We start from the raw sequence: 20135 nt of genomic DNA, 5'->3' as shown, positions 1-20135 counted from the left end.
TCAGCAGACTGATGGTGGTCGCGGACGGCTCGTCCCCGACGGTGTCCGAACCCGTATCCGAAGCGGTCGGGTCCCCGTGCGGCGGGTCAGCTGCCGCCCACCAGGGCCGGGCACCCAGCCGCACCAGCGAACGGGTGTTGTAGAGGGCACCGACCTGCGCGAGCAACTGCCGCTGCAGATCAGCGTCCGAGGACAGACCGGCGTGCTCTTCGGCGTCTTCGTAGAGGTGGTCGAGGCGGGCGATGGCGCGGCGTTGCCGCCACCGCTGCGCACCGGCCTGTTCGAGTCGCCGGGCGCGGTTGGCGGCACGGGCGACGGCGGCGACCCGGCGGTGTGCGTCAACGGTGGCGGCGCTGCGCTCGCCCGGTTCGGCGACACCGAGCCGGATCAGGAGCCGCTCGGTGGTGAACCGCCAGTTGATCCCCGACGCACGCCCCCGGCGGCGGCGCTCCAGGCGCATGTTGCGCTCCCACCCCCACGCGGCGATCAGCGGGGCGACCAGCCGCACCATCACGATCGCGGGGTTGGGGTGGGTGGCGGTGATCTCGTGGCTGGCCGACAACACCGCCGACAGGCACGTCAACACCCACATCGCCACCCCGTCGACGCCGGGCCCATACCCCTCGCCCATCGACCGGCGGGCCCGCCGCGCCGACTGCACCACCATGATCTCGATGAACGCGAACGTCCCGGCCCGCAGCAACGGCGACAGCGCCATCCCGCCGAACGTCTCCCACATCCCCTCGGCCGACACCGCCGTCGCGATCGCCGCAGCCGCCAAATCCCCGCGACTGGCGCGCACCTTCGGCCGGGAGGCATCAGGTGGTCTCCGGTGGCGGGCGCCCGCCCAGGTCAGGGCGGCCGCGACCGCGGCGCCGCCGGTTGCGGCCACGGCGTAGGGTCCCCACGGCGGAAGCGTGCTCATAAGCTCGTGCATGATCGGCCCTCGGGTCGCTCGCTCGTCTGGTGATCGGACGGGGCCCGGCCCCTGGGCGCGCTGTGGAAGCTGGAGCCCGGGGCCGGGTGACGTTCGGCGTCGGCGCGTGTGGTTATCGGAGGAGGAGACGCCTGGTTCTTGTCCCAACAAAAATAACAGTGGGAGTCCTGCGGGCAACCCTCTGACGCGAATATTTCTGTCGGGACAGAAACCGTTCACCTCAAAGAGGGGCGTCTAAGATGCCGTGCGTACCGGAAGTCGCACGTCAGGGAGGCTCGGTGGCGCGGCCGCGCACTGGCCAGATGCCGATCGCAGAGATCCGCGTCGCCAAGCAGGACTGGGCCGACTTCCGAGCTGTCAACCTCCGCCGCGCCCCCGCCGTCATCCGCGAGTTCATCCGCTGGTACCTCCGCCGCCCAGGCGCCAAACTCCCGCAACGACCAAGCCCAGAAGAAATTGAGAAGGCGCTCGCAACGGCCAATGAGGCCGAAGGCCCTGCCGAGCGTGGGCCGCAGAGCGAATAGAGACCACGTCCAGGCGATCATCCAGCGGCGGCGCATTTCCCTCCCCGACGGCGCCTCGCCTAGGATCTGCCGGGACTCGATCATGCCTTGAACTGGAAAGACATCCGTTGTTGGTGCGCCATGCGGTCGACCGGAGCAGAGCATGAACTCGTCTATGTCGTTCGGATCCTGTGGGGCTTATCGACGGGGACTGGACAAGCGCGGGCGCCGGAGGGTGTCAAGCCGCCGGCAGGTGGCTTGACACCCTCCCGGCGGTCCGTGCTTGAGTCCCCGCGTCGATAAGCCCCACAGGATGAACTTCCGGCGCCAGAGGTGTAATTGGCGCCGCTTAGCGCCAGATCCTTGACCGACCCCGTGATCCGCCTCGCGATATGCGACTCGGAGTAGTGGACCTGCAACCGCGCCTCCGGCGTCCGCAAGGGCTGACATTCCCTGGAACGAGAGCGGCCGTTCGAGCCCGCGGCGGTCATCGCGGCGCCTGTGTGACCGGTCGAAATGGAACGGGAGTCGCTTCCGGAGTTGCTCGCCAACGATCAGGATCGGATCGCATACCCGTAGGTGGCAAGTACGTTCAGTATGGTCCGTTCTCGTGTACGCCGGTGCGGATAGCCTCTGCTGGTATGAAACGTATCGAACCTATCTCTGGGCGTACCGAGGCGCTGATGTGGGCGGGCATAGCGGGGGTCAGTCTCGGCGGGACGCTTTTCGCCTGGCTCATTGTTCCAGACGCCACCGAAAAGCAGCTCTTCGGGCGGAGTGGCTCGATCGCCGTGCTGATCACGGCACTGGTGACGTTATCAGCCGGGTTTGTCGCCGTTGTGATCGCCCGCCGGACGTCGCCGACCGTCCGCTGGGGTGTGGCACTGCCATGCGGTGTGGTGGGCGGGGTCGTGGCGGTTGTCGCACTCGGCGACCTGACAAGCGGAATGTTCTCCTGGATCACGCTTGTGCTGGCAGTGATCGGTATGGAGTGGGTCGCCCGGTATCTCACCATGGTCGGCCGCTCGAAGAAACGCTAATGGTCAAGACCTGGTGGCTAAGAGTGCGGCCCGGGGGCTCCAGCGGTCGCACCCACCGGGCGGACACATCGACCAGCATCCGCCGCGCCGCGGGCGCGGTTTCCGGCCACCTGCGGATAAGTCACCAGCGACATCCACTCGGTAGGGCCCGGCGCCCACAGCCACGCCAGAAGGCCGGCAGGCCGCATGTCCCGCCCGGTCCCGAGCTGGACCAGCGGCGGACACGACACGGCAATCTCCCAGCGCACAGCGCGGAGAGTATCCGCAGGTTCTGACCGCCTAGACGTCCGGGGACGGGTCCCATTCGGCTGCCAGCGCGCGCAACTCGGCGGCTCCTGGGGCCCGCCGGGCAGCACCGGGCCAAGTTTATCGATGGTCACCAGGACTCTTTCCGTAACTGATGCCCCGGGGCATCGACCCTCTAGGGCTTCGGGAAGGGCCTTGTGTGAAGATCCCAGGTCAGCGGGACGCCGGGGGCTGAACGGTGAGGCGGTGGGCGGCGATCCGTCGGTCGACGGGGTGGCGGATGACGCTTGGCGGGCGCGCGGCCTCGGGGTTTGGTCTCACCTTTTCGCTGTCGGTGAGCGGGGGAGCCGTGCGGTGAGTGCTCGGGCCTCGGCAGCTCCCCGAGTCATGGACCCGTCGGCCTAGGTGGTTTCCCGGCAGCGTCCGGGGTGCCGATCGGCAGACCACGCGAAGTAACTCTTGGTTATGGATCATTGCTCTGGGTAATCGGCCGGTGGGTTATCTCCGACGAAGAGAGGCAAGTGCCATGGGGAAGTTTCCGATCACGGTCGCGCTGGCCGTTGCGTCCGCCGCGGCCGTTCTGGCTGTCGCGCCGACCGCGTCTTCCGCCGCGTCCACGACCGCGTCAGCGGGCCGCGCCGCTGTTTCCGCCGCGCACAACATCAGTCCCGGCGTGTCCCGCCAGGAGTGCTTGGAGGGCGGCGGCCATCTCGCCATCGACCAGCAGGAGAGGGTGTACTGCCACGGCGGCAGATACGACGGCCAGTACATCAACCAGTGGTGATGTCGCAGGCCGGGGGCAGGGCGGCTGCGGCTAGGCGGTGTTCGCCTGCACCGCTCCCCTAGCCGAGTGGCGGACGCGCCGTGCTGAGCGCCCGGGGGAGTTGAAGGTTCTCGGCTGGTCAGGGCCGACCGCTGGCGAGTGCGACGGGGCATATGGGCCATATGGGCCACATAGACCGCACGGACCGCGGTCGGCCGCGCTTGAGCGCCACGATTGCAATCAGTCTGGGAACGGGAGGGCGGGGAGCTATGACCATACAGAAGAAGTCAAAGGTGGCGGAGTCGACAGAAAGCCGCCCCGGCTCCAAAGAGTGGGGCTAGGCGCCGGGCGGGGGTCTCCCGGCGCCGTTCCTGCGCTGGCAACGCTGGGGGCGCCCCGATGATGGGCTGGTCGGGGTCCATCGCCAACGTCCGGGCGGGCAGGGAGGTGACGGTCGGAAAGGATGCCGGTGGCGGGTTATACGAACTGGTCTTCGGGAGCAACGGCTCCTGGATGTTCACGCCGCTGGATCTGAAGGGACTTAAGTGATGGTGTTCAACATGGCGACCGGCGTCCACCCTCGATGTCTTCAGCAGGAACGGCAGGACCTAGGCCTGGCCGGTGTTGGGAGACTACAGCGACCATCACAGCGGCAGGACGAGGACGTTTGGTCCCGGGCTGGTGATGTAGTCGTTCTGGTGGATCTCGCCGGGGATCCGTTCGTCCAGGCGGGTGAGCGTCAGCGACGCCTCAGCCTCGAAGCGCGAACCTGGCGGGCTGGGATAGGCTCCGCCTCGTTCCAGGTGGTCTCGTACAACGACAGCGTCCACAACACATTCATGGCAAGCCGTCGTGGAGCGAGAGACGGCTTCAGGGCTCGATGTTGAGGTCAGCCTGGGCCGCCGCCGAAGGCGATTTCGTTACCGTCGGCGTCCTGAAAGGTCACCTTGGTCGCGCCGCCCTCGAAGGTCTCCCTTCGTGCGGGTTCGATGCCTCGTCGGGCGAGGTCGGCGACCCGGTCGCCGAGGTCGTCGACGTATGACAGGACCAGGGCGTTGCCGGCGCGTTCCGGGTCCTGGACGATGTAGACGTAGCGGTGTTCGGCCACCTCCCACACCGCCTCGATGTCGTTGGGCAGCGACGACGGCTCTCGGCCGAAGAACCGCTCGTACCACGGCAACGCGGTGGCGTAGTCGGTGACGGGGATACCGGCGAAGAGGTCCAGCGTCATGGCGTCCTCCCTGCACGTACGGTGATGCGTCACCGGTACCGACCACGGCAGCGTCGAAAACTCATCGTCGGTCGCCATATCGCGGCCTCGATCATGGAGTCGCCGCGGACGCGAAGGGCGAACACCTCGCCGCGTCCGGTCAGCTTGCGGGGCAGCGACAGTACGTCCTCGAGGTGTTCTTCGGCCGAGATGGGTACCCCCGCGGCGATGTCGCCGGCGATGGGCACGGTCACCGAATCGTCGGCCGGCGAGGCCCCGGGGTGCCGCTGGAGGAACATTCGCACGTCGATCGGCCGGGCCATCGAAGCGCCGCGGCGAAGGAACCCCTGGTCCTCCAGGCTCTTCAGGTGCCGTGACACCGACGACGGGGACTGCAGGCCGACGGTGTCGCCGATCTGCCGCGTGCTCGGCGGGTATCCGTACCGCGCCACCCAATCGGCGATGGCGGCCAAGATCCGCTGCTGGCGCGGTGGCAGAACCGAGGTGTCCAACCCCCCGAACCCGTCAAGAGATTCGTCGCTGTTCACCTGCAAAAGTGTGGGCCCTGCGAGCGCAGATCGCCGTCGCTCAGCGGCCGGCACACGGCGCCCCTCCCGGACTTGGCGTGGGACTCCTGGCCCAGTTCCCGCGCTTGCTCAATCAGGAGTCGTCCAAACAGCGGGCACGCGCCTCCCAGGTCCCCGCGCCCCCCGGGATAGGTGCTCGCAGGGTTGGTGATCCCGCGCCGCAGGCACTGCGAGGGATTTCTTGGGTTGCGCCGATCGCTTGCCAACGTGGCCGACAAGCGTCTCCCGGGCTGGTCAGGCGAGCTCATACTCCGTGTCCTGTGACACTTTCGCACCTCACGGCCCTATCTGGCCGGGACGAGTCTGCCGGCCAGATAGGAGCCCCTCGGGCACGCCTGGGCCGGGTTCAGTCCGAACGGACTCGAACGCTTCCGATCTCGCCGACAAAGCTCGCGTTCTGCTGGGCGCTAACGATTCGGAAGCTTCCCGAGCAGTGCTGGTCGCTGTAGACGGTAACTTTCCGATCGGTTCTATTGTTGACATAGACGGGAGGGGTGGCGATCGGATTCACGGGATAGCATTGATTGACCTGGGGTTGGGTGAATACTCGCTGTACATTATTGTGGCCTGAGATTCTGACGTACCCGGCGACTCTGCCGTGCCCGGGCGTCTGCTGTGCCGACGCGCAGACCGGCGGAAAAGCCACGAGCACCGCGAGTGCGGTGGAACCGATAATGGTGGCGAAGCGTTTGACTGGTGCGTGAAGCATGTTTCGGGTCTCCTCTAGCGAATCGAAGACAATGGGCTCGAATCACCCATTGGTGCCGCATTCAGGGATCGGTCGAACTGGCGGCCAAGCCCTCCAGCGCCGTCCTGCCGGATCCTGCTAGCTCCCTGCCCTCAACAGAACCAGGTCCATTCCGCACCAGGTCCATGATCTAGTAATGTCTTCTGGAAATGATCACGTGATGCCGTGGTGAAGGATCTGGCCGACGCCTCCTTCCCGAGGGGCGTCCGGGCCACGCAGTGGGGCACCACCCCTGACCACGACCGAAAGCCACAAGCCGGCCGGGCCGCTATGCGACCCGGCCGGCCCTGAAAGATCGAGGCTGACGCCACTCCCCGATACGGCGGCGGCACTGGAACGCCGAACCACCGATACCGGTGCCGGTGAGTCCGCGACCGGCAGCCCGAGCAGGCCAGGAAGGCCGGGACACCGGTCTCGGTCGGCTCCGGTCATCCAACTGCGCGGCCCCGCGATGCCAGGCATGCCGGCCACTCAGCCGCGCCGTACCGGCCCCGCGGCGCTCGAATTCACTCCGGGTCTACTTCACTCCGGGTCTACGATCTCCTCGCCGTCGAAGGCACCGCCCACGCAGTATCTAACGTTGTTGATCTCGAGGATCCTGCCACCATTGGTAACGCATGCTTTCGAGGACACGCTCCTCGGAGCGGCCTGCGCGGCGGCCCGAGATGCCGCGTGGGCTGAGGCGGTCATCATCGTGACGGGCAGCGCGCTCGCGGTAGCGGCCAGGATGATCGCAGCAAGACGTGGAAACATTGGATCGCCGTTCTGTTGAGGACCTTCGGACTGTTTTCAGGTCACTGATATCGGACTGTCCGATATCATTTTGAGTTGCCTGGTTGTGACGGCCAAGTCACCTTTGAGGAGTTCGGGTATCGCGTAAACCCGAGCTTTCCGAGGTCCTGCCCGCCGGTCTTCCAACGTGAACCCATGTGATTCCACAAGGAGGGGTCAGAGAGAGTGTCGGCTGAGCTGCTGCGGCCAATTCTCTTGAGAGCGTTTCCAGCCTATTTGTCGGGTGATCGGCAAGGATTATCTCGGACTGTGGTGTTGTGTGGGCCTGCGTGCCGGTTGGTGCCCGCCGATTTGTGGAAGGTCGCCGACCCGCTGGTCCCGGGGTCTTCGCCCTGGCCATGGTGGACGAGCCGGGGGGCTGGAACGGCGCGGTCGTGGAGGCCGTCGCCGCCGGGTGAAAAGGTTGGCAAAAAGATTCGCAGGTTTAAGGTAGGGGCGTTTCTCCGACATGTGTGCGGGGCATTGCTTCGATCAACTTCGACATTCTTCAAACCGCACCGGCTCACACGGAAGTTATAGTGCGCGCTGGGTAGACGGCACTCCCCGTCTCTGCTCCAGCGAATGTGCCTGAATGGTTGCGCCGAGCGTGGCTGCGAATAAGGGAAGGAATCGGCATGGCCGTCCCAATGATCGGCAAGACCTACGCATTCAAATGCAAGAGTTCTGGAAAGTATTTTCATGGTCCGAAGTTCGACAATGAAGACAGGGTCGAGTTCGCCCTTTACCAAACCTCCATCAATCCGGTGCGCTGGATGCTCTGCGAGGCGGGCAACTCCAGAACTCCGAGCCAGTTCCTGGGCGTCGAGACCTGGAAGGTGGACGGCCAGGAGACCAAGGCGGTCGTCTGCCTTGAGTTGAGGTACTGGGACAAGGTCCCAGAAGACAAAAAGGGGCTGATCTGGGAGATCAAAGAGGATGCCTCCGGCAGCGTCCGCCTCTGGAACAACTATGCGGGCGCCTATCTGAAGCAGGGAACACTCATCTCGGGCAAGCCTCGCGACGACCTGCCCGGTTTGACCGAAGAGAAGCGCAGCGATGGAAGCGATCTGTTCACGGCGGTAGAAAAGACGTCATTTCCCGGAGTGCTCGCGATCAAGCATCCGGACAAGACCGAACCCAGCCACCCCAAGCTCACCAGCATGGACAAGCCGTCCGACTATATGCCCAGCGAGAAGGGCACGCTGACGGGCATTACCGCCGTTCCGTTCTTCGTCATCAGCAATGACCACAACAAAACCTACGACTGGCAGGCCAAGAACAGTCCATACTACATCATCGAAAAATGGACTCGCTATCATCTCGTCGGCTGGAACACCTATGCGGCGGGCACCTCCGACCACTACGCTTGGTCGACGACCGAAGGCGTGACCGAAGACGAATCCAAAAGCATTTCCGAAACCACCAGCTTCAGCGTCAATGCCAGCGCCGGGTTCTCATTCTGGGGAATCAGTGCCAGCATCAGCGCATCATTCGCTCATGATCTGAATGTGACCACCACTCACCAGAAATCAACGAGCTACACGCACACGGTCAGCGAAGATCACACGATCGGCCAGTTGATCTATGACGAAGCCATGGCCACCTGGTACTTCCAGCATCACTACGTGATCTACAGAGCGGATCATGAAACAGACATCATCGACTTCACGGTCACCGTCCCGGATCAGAAGACCACCTCCACCTTCCAGGACAAGAACTAGCCGCGCCGGGCCCATCCTCGAACACGGTTATCCGCATGCACCCGCGCCATCGCGGTAGGGCAGAGGCGGCCGCGGTGGCCGCCCACCGGTTTTCGACCCGGTCGTCTACCGCGGTCGCCACGCCGTCGAATGCGGCATCAACCGACTCAAGCGGCACCCGGTCGTGGCCACCGGATACGACGAACTCGGCGTCCAGTGCCAGACCGTCCTTGAGACGACCGTCATCAACGAATGGCTTCACTGCTCAGGACACGACCTAGGCGCCTGCGCTTCACGCATCGATGAACTGGCCGTCGAAGACCCCGCCATGGCAGATCGGCACGTCAACGCCGTTTACGGTGACGACACCGAGACGACCGCCGTCGACCAGGCATTCCGCCCGGGAGACACCCGTCGGCGTAGCGGTGGTCGCAGCCGAAAGACACACCTGGCGAGATGGCCAGCACGCCCGCGGTGGCCGCAGCGGCCAGCACGGCCGCGATCGGAAGCTTCCTCACGACACTTGCCCCCCTTCGGCGGAGATTGGACACCAATCAACTACTCAAAGTAGCTGCGTACAACCGATAGTGGTCGCAGGGAAGAGGAGCGGCCACCGATTCGAGCTCGCTCAGGCGCAGGCTCTGCAAGTGACTGCCGCAGCGGGCCGAGACCTCGAAGGCCAGTACGGCGGCCAGGCCAGGAAGAGCATCAGGACGATGGCGATGGCGGGAGCCAACAGCAAGTACAGCAGGGCCGGCGCGAGCTCCGGAGCGAGCAGAGGGACCGCCGGCGGCCGCCAGCCACGCTGCACTAGTACGCCGAGACCAGGCTGACGCCCGCACTGCTGGACGCGCACAAAGAGTTGTCGTTTCCGGTGATCCGCCGAGCCGGTCGTCGAGGTCGCCAGGTCGCTTCACTTGGAAACTCGAAGTGATCGAAGCGGGTGTGACACACGTGGTGCTCGGAACGCCAGGTGATCACTGCCGGGAGCAGTAGCCACTCGGCGTGCCCGGGCGACTGCCAAGGTACGCACTACCTTGCCCGACTGGACGCCACAGCAGCGGCGGCTTCTACGGGGGCGGCGCCGTGGAGGCCGTCTGGTAGGCATCGGAGGCGACGGCGGGGGGCATGCCTGCCAGGCCCGTGACCGGTTCGCGCGGGTGATCCACCTCCTGCAGACGGGACGCGGGGGGTCAGCGTTTGACCTGGTTGCGGATGGCCAGGATGGTCAGGCCCAGCAGGATCGCGCCGAGGATCCGGGCGGCGATGTTGAGGTAGCGGCCAGCGGTGGTCAGGTCGGCGTCGGGGTTGCGGAAGATCACCGCGTTGAGGGTGACCTCGGTGGGCTTCTCCACTCGATCCGGCCGGGGAGTGATGGGGTCGGCCTGGTGGATGGTCAAGGTGATCGACTGCCTTCGAATTCTTCTGAACTAGCGGGGGAAAGTCGTAGTACTTGGGAGATTTGGGTGGATTTGGCTGAGTGGAGCGGTGGAGTCGGCGCCTGCTTAGCTTGACGTTTAGCCTCTGACTTTCAGATTGGGGCAAGGGCGCCGAATCGGACTGTTGCCGTGTGTGATACTTCAGTTGAGCGGCGCGTCCGGTGGAGCAGCCAGTGGGCCGATTCCGATCAGAAAGACCCACCGGTCTGCGTTCGATGCTTCCGGTGAGTCCGGGCGATCGCCCAGTGCGAAATCACCAGCGGAAGCAGCACTACGGGAGCGGAGAACGCGCCGATGCTGTCCCACAATCCGGCGATCAGCAGGCCGGTCATGCCGTCGCCGAGGACGCCGGCTATCAGGTAGCCGCTCCCGCGGGGCAGATCCCGCCAGGTAACCTGCCGGCTGAGTAGCAGGATCCCCGCCACCAGCAGCAGGTTGACCGACACGAAAATGGCCAGCGCGCCGAGAAAGGGGCCGATGGCGTGCTCCAGCCATGTCGGCCGACCAAGCGGATACGAGGCGTTGTGCAGTGTTCGAAACGCGACGCTGGCTGCGTACCCGCTCAGGGCGAATTGAGCACCGTTGAACAGCCGTTTCACGGGCGCGAACATCCGCTGCCCGCTGATTGTGGCGGTGGCGCCCACAAGGGCGGCCCCCGCCGGGCCGAGCAGGACCACGGAGGCAAGGCCCGCGGCGGACCCAGGCGAGAAGCTGATGTGTCCGAAGTTGAGCCTGGCGAAGGACTCGCTGACCAGGAACAACGCCGCCAGCGAGGCCACGGTCTGCCAGGAGGCACCGATCGATGAGGTGCCGATCGCGGTAGCGGCCGAGGCGACCACACCACCCACATACAGCCGGGCGCGAAGCGGCAGCCCAGAAGAGGTGCCGCCGGTGAGTTCGCCCGCCACCTTGGGGCCCGTCCTCAGCAGTCCTAGCGAGTACCGGGTGCCCACGACTAAACGAGTGATCGGGAGTCCGGTGGCTGGAGTGAGGATGGCGCCGAGTTCGGCTTGCCACTCCTCCATCAGGTCGTTTCGGACGTCATGCGGCAGGCGATGCCCCGCAAGTCGAAGTAGTGCATGTGGAAGTTGATCCAGGCGTCCGCGGACCTCGTCTCGCAGCGCGCTGACGACGACGCCGGCTGCCAGCACGCCAACGCTCGACAACAGGGCTGTCCAGAGCACCGTCATGCTCGCCCGCCTTCGGGTCGCAGCCGGGGTGTGACCGACTCGGAGGGCCGGAGTTGTTCGTTGAGCATGGCCATCTCGTAACGGGCCGCCTGCGTCCCTTCCTCGCTGAGCCGGTACATGCGGCGGGCGGGACGGCCCGCCACAGCCGGTTCGACGTTTTCGATCTCCTTGGTGAGCCAGCCCGCCCGCTCAAGCCTGGCGAGCAGCGGGTAGAGCTTTCCGCTGGGGAACCCGGTCATTTGCATCAGCTCGTAGCCGTAGCGTGGCTGCGCGACGTCGTCGAGGAAGACGCGCAGCACAGTGGCTACAGCGACCGTGACTCTCACCTCACCCATAGATAAGAATCTTACATAGGGTATGGGGAGTCGGCTAGCCAGGCTCGACCGCCGCGGCCGGGGCCAGACCATCCACATCCGGCAGCCGGGCGTCCAGCCCGGTCAAGGTGTCCCGCGAGGTCACCAGCAGCCGGTGCGCCCGCCCGGCACCAGCGCCCGCACCTGTCCGGCGTCCGAGGAAAAGTCGGCAACGATCAGCACGCGTTCGCCCCGCCCGGCGCGGCGGGCCAACTCCGCCTGACACAGCCCACCTGCTCCTCAAAGGTCGCCGGCAGTTCCTCATCGGCCACACCCAGGGCGCGCAACAGGATCTCGATCGCCTGGACGCAGCTCCTCGTTCCGGCCGGGTTGTAGCCGCGCATCTCCACCCACAGCGCCCTACCGGTGAACCAGCCGCGCGCCACCGCCTGGTGCGCGGCGTGCAGAGCCAGCGCGGTCTTGCCGATCCCCCAGCCCCTGCACCGCCGACACCACCACCACACCACCAGCAGGCACCCCAGCCCCCGACACCGCCGCGGTCGCGGCAGCGTCGGCCGAACCGGGGGCCAGCACTTCCAGCAGCCGGTCCGTCTCGGCCTGACGGCTCACCAGAAACGGCGTCGCCGGCAACGACACCACCTCACCCGACCCGGCCACGCCACCGCGTTCGGGAGGCTGCGCGTAATGGTGGTGCACATGCTGATCCCGGCCCGACTGGTACGTATCGCGGGAGCCGGTGGCCTCTTGGGAGACCTCGCTGTCCCGGTGCCCGTCACCGCGGCCGGTCATGAACCAGCGGGCGAGTCCTGCCAACTCGACCGCCCTGCGGCCGTGCCCACCCTGCCTCGTCATGACCGCCATCATCGACATCCGCGCCACTACCCCGCCGCCAAATGCCACAGACCGGTCACCCACCCCCAGAGCGCCTCCCCCGTAAAGGGACCCCGGACACCCGCACAGGCCACTGATGAGCAGTTGAGATCAACGCCACAGCGGCGTGGGCGTTGCCCAGCCCGCCCGCCGGTCGTTCCCAAGCCCCCTGTGCGGTACTCAATCAATCCACTCCCACCACGCGCACGTGGGCTCGGACGAGGCGGGGTCCGAAGGCGCCGCCTCCTGCGAAGGGGCGGCCTTCTCGTCTGGCGTCTTCCCCGGAGGAGGAGGGGCGGCAGCGTGTGGCGGCGGGTCTCCGCGGGCCCGGTGCCGTTTGCGCCGGAAGGAAACGAAATCGACTCGTCGAGTTGGCGGGATGCGTCCACTTTAAGCCCAGAATACGACCACGAACAGTCCGTGTTGATCAACGACTGCCAACGGGCACATTTACTCGCGATGCTGGTCACGCCGCATCTATCAACAGTAACCAACAACAGCCGATCATGGCGTCTGGAAGGACGCGGGTTCGATTCCCGCCACCTCCACCGTTCGCAAAGCCGCTGGCCAGACATGTTCTGGTCGGCGGCTTTTGTGTTGCGTGCCTGGTTTACGCCTGAGCTCCCTGAGGCTCTGGACCGCCTGGGCGGGGCCGCCACGTTGCGCCCCATGTACATGTCCTGCGTCATGCTCGGTCTGGCGTCCCCGAGGTGGTCGGCAATTGCGCGGGCGCTCAGCCCGGCGTCGTCGAGCCGGGTAGCCACGGTCTTGCAGAAGGTGTGCGTCGTCACCCAGTCGAACGCCGCCTCGTCCAACCGGGCGATCACCCGCCAGCCCGCCTCGGTCTTCGCGTGGAGTTGCAGGCAGGCCCCCTGCCCATCAGGCGGACGACCGTCGGACGTTTTGCACCGCGCCGCACCGACGTGCGTGCCGCGCTGGACATGTGGATGGTCGGTCGGCCTCGCCAAGGACGCGGCTGGCGTCGTGCGCGTCACGACTCTGGCTGGACGCTCTGCGTGGGCCTCAAGGGTCTACGCCGGTGCTTGTCTTCGGGCTGATCGGCTGGAGGACGACGAGAGCGAGGCGATGGCGACCATGCCGGTGACGATGACGTCGCAGAGTTCGGCGTGGACGTCCTGCCAGGTGAACCGTCCCGATGGGGCGGTGCCGGTGACGTGCTCCAGGGCTTCGGCGACCTCGCCGAGTTCCTCGCACAGCTTGAGGGCGCGGAGCATCCGCGCGGTGTCGCCGCTGGCAGTGCTGCGGGTGTCGAGCCAGGTCACGAGTCCGGCGATGACGCCCCACGTGCTGTCCATGCGCAACGGTGTCCCCTTCGGCGGCCGTGGATTCGGGGTCGCCCAGGATGCCACGCGGGTCATCGGCCCGCACGGCAACAAGGCGCACGGCTGGGAACATGCCCAACAGCACAAGCCTGCGTTCTTGTGGATCAACAGGTGCTGCCCGCGCACGCGGGGGATGGTCTCGTTAACGGAGACTGATGAGCCCCCAGGGTGTCGTGCTCCCGTGCCTGTACGCGGGGCCGACGTGCGTCTGCGCGGCCGGTCTCGGCCACGTCGGCGGAAGGCTCATCCGGGCGGTGCCGGACCGGCGAATACCCACAGTTCGAGAGATGTCGGCTGGATTTCGAGGTATCCCATGCGAACATCGCTGGTCCGTTCCTGCTTTTCGGCCCTGTTGGTGGCGTCGTGCATGCTGCTTGCAGCGCTGGTCGTGGCCGGTGCTCCGGCCCGTCCCGCGGCCGCCGAACCCGATCCCGCACCGGGCTTGGCGGCGGGGCCGGTCCTGTTGACGCCGACGCCCGGGGTGGGCGAGAAGACGGCGCGGTCGTCGCCGAAGGTGATCGAGGCGATGCAGCGGGACATGCACCTGACCCGCGCCCAGGCGATCACCCGGCTCGGCCGCCAGCACGCCGCCGACGCCGTCGAGTCACGGGCCCGCCGCGCTGCCGGACGGTATTTCGTGGGCTCCTGGCTGAGCGCCGACGCCTCGGCGCTGATGGTCGCGGTCACCGACCAGCGCGTCGCCCCGGCGGTCCGCGCCGCGGGCGCCACTCCCACGCCGGTCGCCCACTCCCGCGGAGAGCTGGAGATGGCCCGGCTCAAGCTGCGCGCCCGCGCCGGCAAGCTGCCCGGCAAAGCCGTGCACGGTTGGTACATCGACCCGGCGCGCAACCGGCTGGTGGTCTCGGCGGCGCCCGGTGCGCGGCGTGCGGCCACCCGGTGGGTCGCCGGCGCCGGCGTGTCCGCCGACCTGGTGACCTACGAAAAGAGCCCGGGGTCGGCCAAGCTGACCGCCGACGTGGTCGGCGGCGACGGGTTCCGGAGCCGACGCGGCGGCTGCACCGTGGGATTCGGCGTCAGGCCCCTCGTCGGTGGCCCCACCGGGTTCGTCACAGCCGGACACTGCACCCTCGCCGGCGACCTGATCACCATCGGCGGCCAGGCGGTCGGCAACACCGTCCGGTCCACCTTCCAGTCCTTCAATCCCATCAGCCCCAGGCGCCTGCGGGACCAGGCATTCGTCCAGGTCGCCCCGATCCTCGGCGGGGTCGTCCCGCAGCCGCAGCCGCTGGTGCGGACCAACTTCGGCAACATCGCGGTCCTGGGGTCACAGGCGGCCAGGATCAACGACATACTGTGCAGCTTCGGGAACACGTCCCAATACCGCTGCGGCCCGCTGGTCAGAATCGACCGGGACCGACCCGCCGAGTTCGAAGAGGCCCCGGGCGACGTGGTGACCATCCGCAACCTCAACGACGTGGGCTTCTGCAGCGCCGCCGGCGACTCGGGCGGCCCGGTGTTCGACCCGATCACCGGCCAGGCGCAGGGCACCGTCTCAACCTCGGCCTGCGGTCAACCACCCCTGGCCACCTCCGGTTACCAGCCCATCAACCAGACCCAGCTCGACCTCAATGTCCGACTCCTGCTGCCCGGCCAACCGCCCTCCTTCCCCGCCCCGTTCATCACCGCGTTCTCCTGCGACACCGTCAGCGGGCCGCCCGGACCCGACGGCGAGCCGTACTCCTCCTTCTTCTGCGAGCTGTACTGGGACGGCGGCACCGACCCCGACCAGGTCCAGGTCAGTACGAACGCGCTATCGGCCAACCGGATCAACGACTACGACGAGAACCACGTCAGCATCAACGGCAAGTGCGGCCGTGACAAGGACGTCTACGTCTCGGTGTCGGTCTTCGACGCCGAGGGGCGGCGCGCCGACGCCAACGTCAACTCCTTCTGCCCCCGCTGAACCCGCCGGGCCCGTCTCCGCTCCACCGAGATCAGGGACGGGCCCCATCAGCCACCCCCGGCGCATTGAGAGCTTCATCACTGGGTTGCTTCCCGCACCAGCCTTTACTGCCGAACGCGCCCACGCGACTCGAAGCCTTTTGAGGCATCGCGGGTGGCGCTCACATTCTGGTGAACCCGGACCCGGACCCGGACCTGGACGGGTCGAGCGGCTCCTCTGAAGGATCACTTCCCACACCGTGCACGCGTACGGACGTCCCCCGCGCGGCCGCGTGCCAGAAGGTCGCCGGGGGGCAGATGCGGGCGCGTTCGGTGCGGGCGTGCTGTTCGAGGTAGCCGGCGGGCCAGCACATCCGGCGGGGCGGCTGCGGCTCAAGCCGCGGGTCGGTGGCGATGGTCGCGGCTTTGTCGCCCGCCTCGTCGGCCAGCCGCGTCGCTTCGATGCAGAGCGGTCATGGAGGTCGCGCTCTTACGCCCCTCGGGCGACACGGAAGCCGATGTTGCCCGCGGAACTGTCGGGCGTGTTGGATGACCTGGCCGCGACGCGATAGCGGTTGCAGTACGACGCGTGGCACATGTGCGAACCACCGCGCATCACCCGGGCCGTGCCCCAGGGCGGGCCTACCGGATCCCTGCGCGGCCCGGTGCGGTGGAACTCGGCGCTGAACCAGTCGGCGCACCACTCCCAGACGTTCCCGGCGACGTTATAGAGACCGTAGCCATTGGGACGGTAGGACTTCACCGGCGCCGTGCCGAGATAACCGTCCTCGCCGGTGTTGAGATTCGGGAAGTCCCCCTGCCAGACATTGCACATGTGCCGTCCGCCCGGGGTCAGCTCGTCCCCCCAAGGGTAGCGGCGCTGTTCCAGCCCGCCCCGCGCGGCGTACTCCCATTCCGCCTCGGTGGGCAGCCGGGTGCCCGACCAGGCGCAGTACGCCTGTGCGTCGTTCCACGAAACGTGCACGACCGGATGGTTCTGCCTGGAGGTAATGGACGAGCCGAGCCCTTCTGGCCGCTTCCAGAAAGCACCCGTTACGGCACGCCACCACGGAGCCGCGTGAACGACCTGCGAAGCGCGCGCATTCTCCTCACTGAGAAAACCCTCGAAAATGAAGGAGAACCCGAATCTCTCGGCCTCGGTGACATGGCCGGTAGCCTTGACGAATGCGGCGAACTGGCTGTTGGTCACCGTGGTCGCCTCGATCTGGAAGGGGCTCAGCTCGATCTCCCGGATCGGTCCCTCCCCGTCGGCCCGGTAGCCCTCCTCGTCGTCGGTGCCCATGAGGAAGGATCCGCCGGAAAGCGGGATCATGCGCTTGTGGCGCGGCGTGGCCGACCGCGGGGCCGTGGTCGCCGGGGTGTCCGCCGGCTCGCGGCCGGGTGTGCAGCAGAGGTTGGACATGGGTTCTCTCCGCTCGGTCGGGTGACCGCGGCCCGCCCGCGAGCGCGGGCCGCGGTCCTGGCTGTGTGGTCAGCTCTGGCGGTCCGCGGCGAGCTGGGCGGCCAGCGCGGGGATGCCCAGGTTCTGCTCGTCGGCCGGGCTCGCCTGGTAGAGCTCGTTGGTGAGCTGGTACGGGTCGTTGACGAGGTCGTAGTACTCCCGGAACGTGACCTGTCCGGTGCCGGACACCCTGCCGCTCGCGTCGGTGTGCAGGTCGTAGTACTCGACGTACTGCCTGTTCTTGGCGACGTAGGACGCCCAACTGTCCTTGACGCCCGCCGTGCCCTGCTTCCACCATTCGACCAGCAGGTGATCGCGGTTGAAGCCGGACAGCAGCGACTTGCCGTCCTGCGGCGTCGTGGCGGTGATCCCGGCGGCGGCCAGGATGGTCGGCGCGATGTCGATGTTGGCGACGATGCGGTTGTCGGTGGTCCCCGAGCCCAGGCCGCCCGCGGGCCAGGACAGGTAGAAGGGCACCTCGTGGGCCGGGGAGTAGGGCGTCCCCTTTCCGAGGAGGCCGTGATCGGCCCACTGGAACCCGTTGTCGCCGATGTAGATGACCAGCGTGTTGTTGAGCTGGCCGAGGGCCGCGAGCTTGTCCTTGAACGCCTGCACGGCGTCGTCGACCGACAGCAGCGCCCGCAGTTGCCGCTGCCGCACCGCCCGGCCGTCGGCCAGGGTGTTGGTCGCGTTCTTGACGTAGGCCGGCTTGTCACTCCGGTCGGCCTCGGGGACGGAAGGACGGCCGTTCCAGGTCGGCACGACCGTGTCGGCGTACTGGGCGGCGGGAATGTTGGGCTCGTGTGAGGCGTACGGGGTGACGTACGCGAACCATGGGCGCGTGTCGGTCGTGGATTTGCTCAGGAAGGCCAGCGTCTTGTTCTTGACGATGTTGGTCGTGTACCCGTTGATCGTCTGAACGGTGCCGTTGACGTTCCACTGCGCGTCCACGTATCCGGGTTGGAGCAGCGCCCATTCCTCGAAGTGCGGTGGATTGTCGGCCAGCGTCCAGGAGTTGAGGTACTTCCCGAACAGCCCGGTACGGTAGCCCGCCTGCTTGAGGTGGTGCTGCACCGTCGTGCTCTGGTCCAGGCTGTAGGAGGCGCCGTTGTTCCGCACGCCGTGGTTGTGCGCGTAGCGTCCCGAGAAGATCGACGACCGCGAGGGGGCGCACAGCGGAGTGGTGACGTGGCCGTTGTTGTAGGTCACGCCCTGCCCGCCGAGCCAGGCGATGGTCTTCTGGATCGCCCAGTTCGTCTGCTTCGGATTGTCGTCGGTCACGATCAGCAGGACGTTCGGACGAGCGGCCGCGGACGCCGTCCCGCCGATCCCCGGAAGCACCGAGGAAGCGGCTGCCACCGCGGCCGCCGCGGCCGAACCGACGAGGAATCGCCGCCGGTCGACCCCACCCGCCCCGCTTTCGCGCTCTCGCTGTTCCGCACTCATGTTTCCCCACTCCTCTCGCTGACGGCGACATGCCGTCTCCAGACGGAAATGAATCACTCGATAGACGCAGGGGACGCCGAAAAAGGAGAACGAGAAAGAGAGGGCAGGCTCGCAGCGCGAAACAATCGAGCCACATCTGAAGGTGGTCTCAAGCCTGGAGTCCTGGACGCGAACTCGCGGGAAGCCTTGCCGGCGGCACGGCAACAGACTGCTGGACGACGCCGTTCCGACGACTATGCGGCGAAAGGCGGACAGAGCGCGCTCGCCTGCCGCTTGAAATCGACATGCAGGCGAGCGACCAAAAAGTCACCCGGAGTCATGAGTGAACGGTAATGAACTGTCCCTGACCGCGTCAATCCCGCGAGCAGACCTATTTCCTGAAGACGGTGGACCCCGCGACCATAGACCAATCCCGCCACAGCGCATGCCAATGCCTTAACGGCACAAGGGGCGGCCATCCGCATTGACGAATTCCCGCAGAATTCGCGGGCACCCGCACATTCGAGCGCGGCCGGTGCGCCCGGCACTCGGCCAAGCGCTCGCGCACCCTTTCGGGAACCGCCTGAAGTCGCTATGCGAACCAAAACGATAGGAAAAGTAGGATAGCTTGTCAACGCTTCAGCCCGGCCTATATCAGCCACTCTGGCCGACCCTGGGTTCGACGAGCGCGAGGCGGAGGCCGCGATGCTCCAGGCAGAGCCGGACCAGCGTGCAGGGGGGGTGTACAACGCGGCCAGCACTGACTCCGGGTCGTTGAACTCCAGTACGTGGGTCGGGCTCACCGGCGGCACCGACCCCTGCTTGCCGCGGCACAACTCCAGGGTCTTTGTCGTTCGGAGGCCAATCTTCTGTGACTCCAGGGGCCGAGGGACAGGCGTGCAGCGGAGCCCCGGCCATCGAGTTCGGATTTTTGGTGGTGCGTCGGCGTGGTGAGCGCCGCGGGACCCGGGCGAATTGCGCAGCGGCCCGGTCGGCCGGTGCGGCGATCTGCCCATCCGCCCCGGCCTCCCGCAACCGGTCCAGCAGGAAGGTGACGGCTCCCGGGGCGGCGAGTGAGGTTGCGCGGCTAACTTAGTTAGCCTTATAGTCATAGCTAACAGCGTTAGCCAAGAGGGAGGGGTCGTCATGGCCGTCCGCATCGTGCGTATCGTGGGGATCTTGGTCGTCGCACTCGTCGTCGTCACCGGGAGCCTGTACGGCTGGACCAGGATCCACCCGCACAAGCTCCGCGCCGAAATCGAGGTCAACGCCTCCGCCGCCCAGGTCTGGCAGGTGCTCACCGACTTCCAGGCCTATCCCGAGTGGAACCCGTTCATCCTCAGCGCCGTCGGCGAGCCGAAGAAGGGCGCCAAGCTGGTCAACAAGCTGGCCGGCGAGGACGGCGGGAAGGGGATGACCTTCAAGCCGACCGTCCTGGTCGCCGACCCCGGGCACGAACTGCGCTGGATCGGCCGGTTCGGCGTCCCGGGCGTGGTCGACGGCGAGCACTACTTCCTCATCGAGGAGACGGGCCCTGGGCGCGTCAAGCTGACCCAGGGGGAGAACTTCACCGGCTTCCTGGTGCCCTTCGCCGGCAGTGCGATCGACGTCCAGGACAACTTCGCCGCCATGAACGCCGCGCTCAAAAAGCGCGTCGAGGCAGCGCACTGAGAGAAGATCTCACT

At 66.7% G+C, this 20135-nt stretch carries 18 protein-coding genes and 1 pseudogene; 7 read left to right on the top strand and 12 right to left on the bottom strand.

Annotated elements, in window-relative coordinates; genetic code table 11:
* Positions 1–404 precede the first annotated feature (404 nt).
* From FXF65_RS33615 to FXF65_RS33600, 4 genes are all read left to right on the top strand, one after another.
* Positions 405–899 (top strand): hypothetical protein, encoded by a 495-nt coding sequence (locus tag FXF65_RS33615; protein WP_148354083.1) that lies wholly within the window; start codon positions 405–407, stop codon positions 897–899.
* Between the two features lie 316 nt (positions 900–1215).
* Positions 1216–1461, top strand: a complete 246-nt coding sequence (locus FXF65_RS33610; protein ID WP_148354082.1) for a hypothetical protein — start codon at positions 1216–1218, stop codon at positions 1459–1461.
* Positions 1462–2081: 620 nt separating this feature from the next.
* Positions 2082–2480 carry a hypothetical protein gene (locus FXF65_RS33605; RefSeq protein WP_148354081.1) on the top strand — a complete coding sequence of 133 codons (399 nt, stop codon included), beginning with the start codon at positions 2082–2084 and terminating at the stop codon, positions 2478–2480.
* A gap of 772 nt (positions 2481–3252) precedes the next feature.
* Positions 3253–3510 (top strand): hypothetical protein, encoded by a 258-nt coding sequence (locus FXF65_RS33600; protein WP_148354080.1) that lies wholly within the window; start codon positions 3253–3255, stop codon positions 3508–3510.
* A 623-nt stretch (positions 3511–4133) separates the two neighbouring features.
* On the opposite strand, the gene FXF65_RS33595 is transcribed toward FXF65_RS33600, so the two are convergent.
* The 4 genes and pseudogenes from FXF65_RS33595 to FXF65_RS44100 all read right to left on the bottom strand — a co-directional run bounded on the left by FXF65_RS33595 (position 4134) and on the right by FXF65_RS44100 (position 5995).
* Entirely contained in the window at positions 4134–4319 is a 186-nt protein-coding gene (locus FXF65_RS33595; RefSeq protein ID WP_148354079.1) for a hypothetical protein, read from the bottom strand.
* A gap of 59 nt (positions 4320–4378) precedes the next feature.
* The gene (locus FXF65_RS33590) at positions 4379–4720 is read right to left on the bottom strand and encodes a VOC family protein (protein ID WP_148354078.1); all 342 of its coding nucleotides are present in this window, start codon (positions 4718–4720) and stop codon (positions 4379–4381) included.
* Between the two features lie 77 nt (positions 4721–4797).
* Positions 4798–5196, bottom strand: a pseudogene (locus FXF65_RS33585) (LexA family protein); the annotation flags it as partial.
* Between the two features lie 436 nt (positions 5197–5632).
* Positions 5633–5995, bottom strand: a complete 363-nt coding sequence (locus FXF65_RS44100) for a hypothetical protein (protein ID WP_187412642.1) — start codon at positions 5993–5995, stop codon at positions 5633–5635.
* 1445 nt (positions 5996–7440) lie between these two features.
* On the opposite strand from FXF65_RS44100, the gene FXF65_RS33580 reads away from it, so the two are divergent.
* Positions 7441–8526, top strand: coding sequence for a hypothetical protein (locus FXF65_RS33580; RefSeq protein WP_148354076.1), 1086 nt, complete (start codon positions 7441–7443; stop codon positions 8524–8526).
* 1172 nt (positions 8527–9698) lie between these two features.
* On the opposite strand, the gene FXF65_RS33570 is transcribed toward FXF65_RS33580, so the two are convergent.
* The 6 genes from FXF65_RS33570 to FXF65_RS33545 all read right to left on the bottom strand — a co-directional run bounded on the left by FXF65_RS33570 (position 9699) and on the right by FXF65_RS33545 (position 13634).
* Positions 9699–9905 (bottom strand): hypothetical protein, encoded by a 207-nt coding sequence (locus tag FXF65_RS33570; RefSeq protein WP_148354075.1) that lies wholly within the window; start codon positions 9903–9905, stop codon positions 9699–9701.
* A 227-nt stretch (positions 9906–10132) separates the two neighbouring features.
* Positions 10133–11134, bottom strand: coding sequence for a hypothetical protein (locus tag FXF65_RS33565; protein WP_148354074.1), 1002 nt, complete (start codon positions 11132–11134; stop codon positions 10133–10135).
* Positions 11131–11469, bottom strand: a complete 339-nt coding sequence (locus tag FXF65_RS33560) for a PadR family transcriptional regulator (protein WP_187412641.1) — start codon at positions 11467–11469, stop codon at positions 11131–11133. The genes FXF65_RS33565 and FXF65_RS33560 overlap by 4 nt, the downstream gene beginning before the upstream one ends.
* 194 nt (positions 11470–11663) lie before the next feature.
* On the bottom strand, positions 11664–11837 hold the full coding sequence (locus FXF65_RS44095; RefSeq protein ID WP_187412640.1) for a hypothetical protein: 174 nt from the start codon (positions 11835–11837) through the stop codon (positions 11664–11666).
* Between the two features lie 10 nt (positions 11838–11847).
* Positions 11848–12300: a hypothetical protein gene (locus FXF65_RS33555; protein WP_148354073.1), complete on the bottom strand. Its 453-nt coding sequence runs from the start codon at positions 12298–12300 to the stop codon at positions 11848–11850.
* Positions 12301–13349: 1049 nt separating this feature from the next.
* Positions 13350–13634, bottom strand: coding sequence for a MazG-like family protein (locus FXF65_RS33545; RefSeq protein ID WP_148354072.1), 285 nt, complete (start codon positions 13632–13634; stop codon positions 13350–13352).
* A gap of 394 nt (positions 13635–14028) precedes the next feature.
* On the opposite strand from FXF65_RS33545, the gene FXF65_RS33540 reads away from it, so the two are divergent.
* On the top strand, positions 14029–15585 hold the full coding sequence (locus FXF65_RS33540; RefSeq protein ID WP_187412639.1) for a S1 family peptidase: 1557 nt from the start codon (positions 14029–14031) through the stop codon (positions 15583–15585).
* A gap of 468 nt (positions 15586–16053) precedes the next feature.
* Here the strand turns inward: FXF65_RS33540 and FXF65_RS33535 are convergent, their stop codons facing one another.
* Both FXF65_RS33535 and FXF65_RS33530 read right to left on the bottom strand, forming a co-directional pair.
* On the bottom strand, positions 16054–16986 hold the full coding sequence (locus FXF65_RS33535) for a formylglycine-generating enzyme family protein (RefSeq protein WP_148354070.1): 933 nt from the start codon (positions 16984–16986) through the stop codon (positions 16054–16056).
* 69 nt (positions 16987–17055) lie between these two features.
* On the bottom strand, positions 17056–18471 hold the full coding sequence (locus tag FXF65_RS33530; protein ID WP_148354069.1) for a sulfatase family protein: 1416 nt from the start codon (positions 18469–18471) through the stop codon (positions 17056–17058).
* Positions 18472–19596: 1125 nt separating this feature from the next.
* On the opposite strand from FXF65_RS33530, the gene FXF65_RS33520 reads away from it, so the two are divergent.
* The gene (locus tag FXF65_RS33520) at positions 19597–20121 is read left to right on the top strand and encodes an SRPBCC domain-containing protein (protein ID WP_148354068.1); all 525 of its coding nucleotides are present in this window, start codon (positions 19597–19599) and stop codon (positions 20119–20121) included.
* Positions 20122–20135: the final 14 nt, after the last annotated feature.

The sequence above is a fragment of the Actinomadura syzygii genome, from assembly GCF_008085905.1.
GTDB lineage: Bacteria > Actinomycetota > Actinomycetes > Streptosporangiales > Streptosporangiaceae > Spirillospora > Spirillospora syzygii.
The sequence above is the reverse complement of the archived record's forward strand: the minus strand, read 5'-3'. Positions and strand labels throughout refer to the sequence as shown.

What these genes read in the sequence shown, in the direction of transcription:
- FXF65_RS33530 (WP_148354069.1), bottom strand. Translation starts at nt 18,471, where the DNA reads ATGAGTGCGGAACAGCGAGAGCGCGAAAGCGGGGCGGGTGGGGTCGAC.
- FXF65_RS33590 (WP_148354078.1), bottom strand. Translation starts at nt 4,720, where the DNA reads ATGACGCTGGACCTCTTCGCCGGTATCCCCGTCACCGACTACGCCACC.
- FXF65_RS33555 (WP_148354073.1), bottom strand. Translation starts at nt 12,300, where the DNA reads ATGACGAGGCAGGGTGGGCACGGCCGCAGGGCGGTCGAGTTGGCAGGA.
- FXF65_RS33565 (WP_148354074.1), bottom strand. Translation starts at nt 11,134, where the DNA reads ATGACGGTGCTCTGGACAGCCCTGTTGTCGAGCGTTGGCGTGCTGGCA.
- FXF65_RS33535 (WP_148354070.1), bottom strand. Translation starts at nt 16,986, where the DNA reads ATGTCCAACCTCTGCTGCACACCCGGCCGCGAGCCGGCGGACACCCCG.
- FXF65_RS33520 (WP_148354068.1), top strand. Translation starts at nt 19,597, where the DNA reads ATGGCCGTCCGCATCGTGCGTATCGTGGGGATCTTGGTCGTCGCACTC.
- FXF65_RS33580 (WP_148354076.1), top strand. Translation starts at nt 7,441, where the DNA reads ATGGCCGTCCCAATGATCGGCAAGACCTACGCATTCAAATGCAAGAGT.
- FXF65_RS33605 (WP_148354081.1), top strand. Translation starts at nt 2,082, where the DNA reads ATGAAACGTATCGAACCTATCTCTGGGCGTACCGAGGCGCTGATGTGG.
- FXF65_RS33560 (WP_187412641.1), bottom strand. Translation starts at nt 11,469, where the DNA reads ATGGGTGAGGTGAGAGTCACGGTCGCTGTAGCCACTGTGCTGCGCGTC.
- FXF65_RS33600 (WP_148354080.1), top strand. Translation starts at nt 3,253, where the DNA reads ATGGGGAAGTTTCCGATCACGGTCGCGCTGGCCGTTGCGTCCGCCGCG.
- FXF65_RS33545 (WP_148354072.1), bottom strand. Translation starts at nt 13,634, where the DNA reads ATGGACAGCACGTGGGGCGTCATCGCCGGACTCGTGACCTGGCTCGAC.
- FXF65_RS33540 (WP_187412639.1), top strand. Translation starts at nt 14,029, where the DNA reads ATGCTGCTTGCAGCGCTGGTCGTGGCCGGTGCTCCGGCCCGTCCCGCG.
- FXF65_RS44100 (WP_187412642.1), bottom strand. Translation starts at nt 5,995, where the DNA reads ATGCTTCACGCACCAGTCAAACGCTTCGCCACCATTATCGGTTCCACC.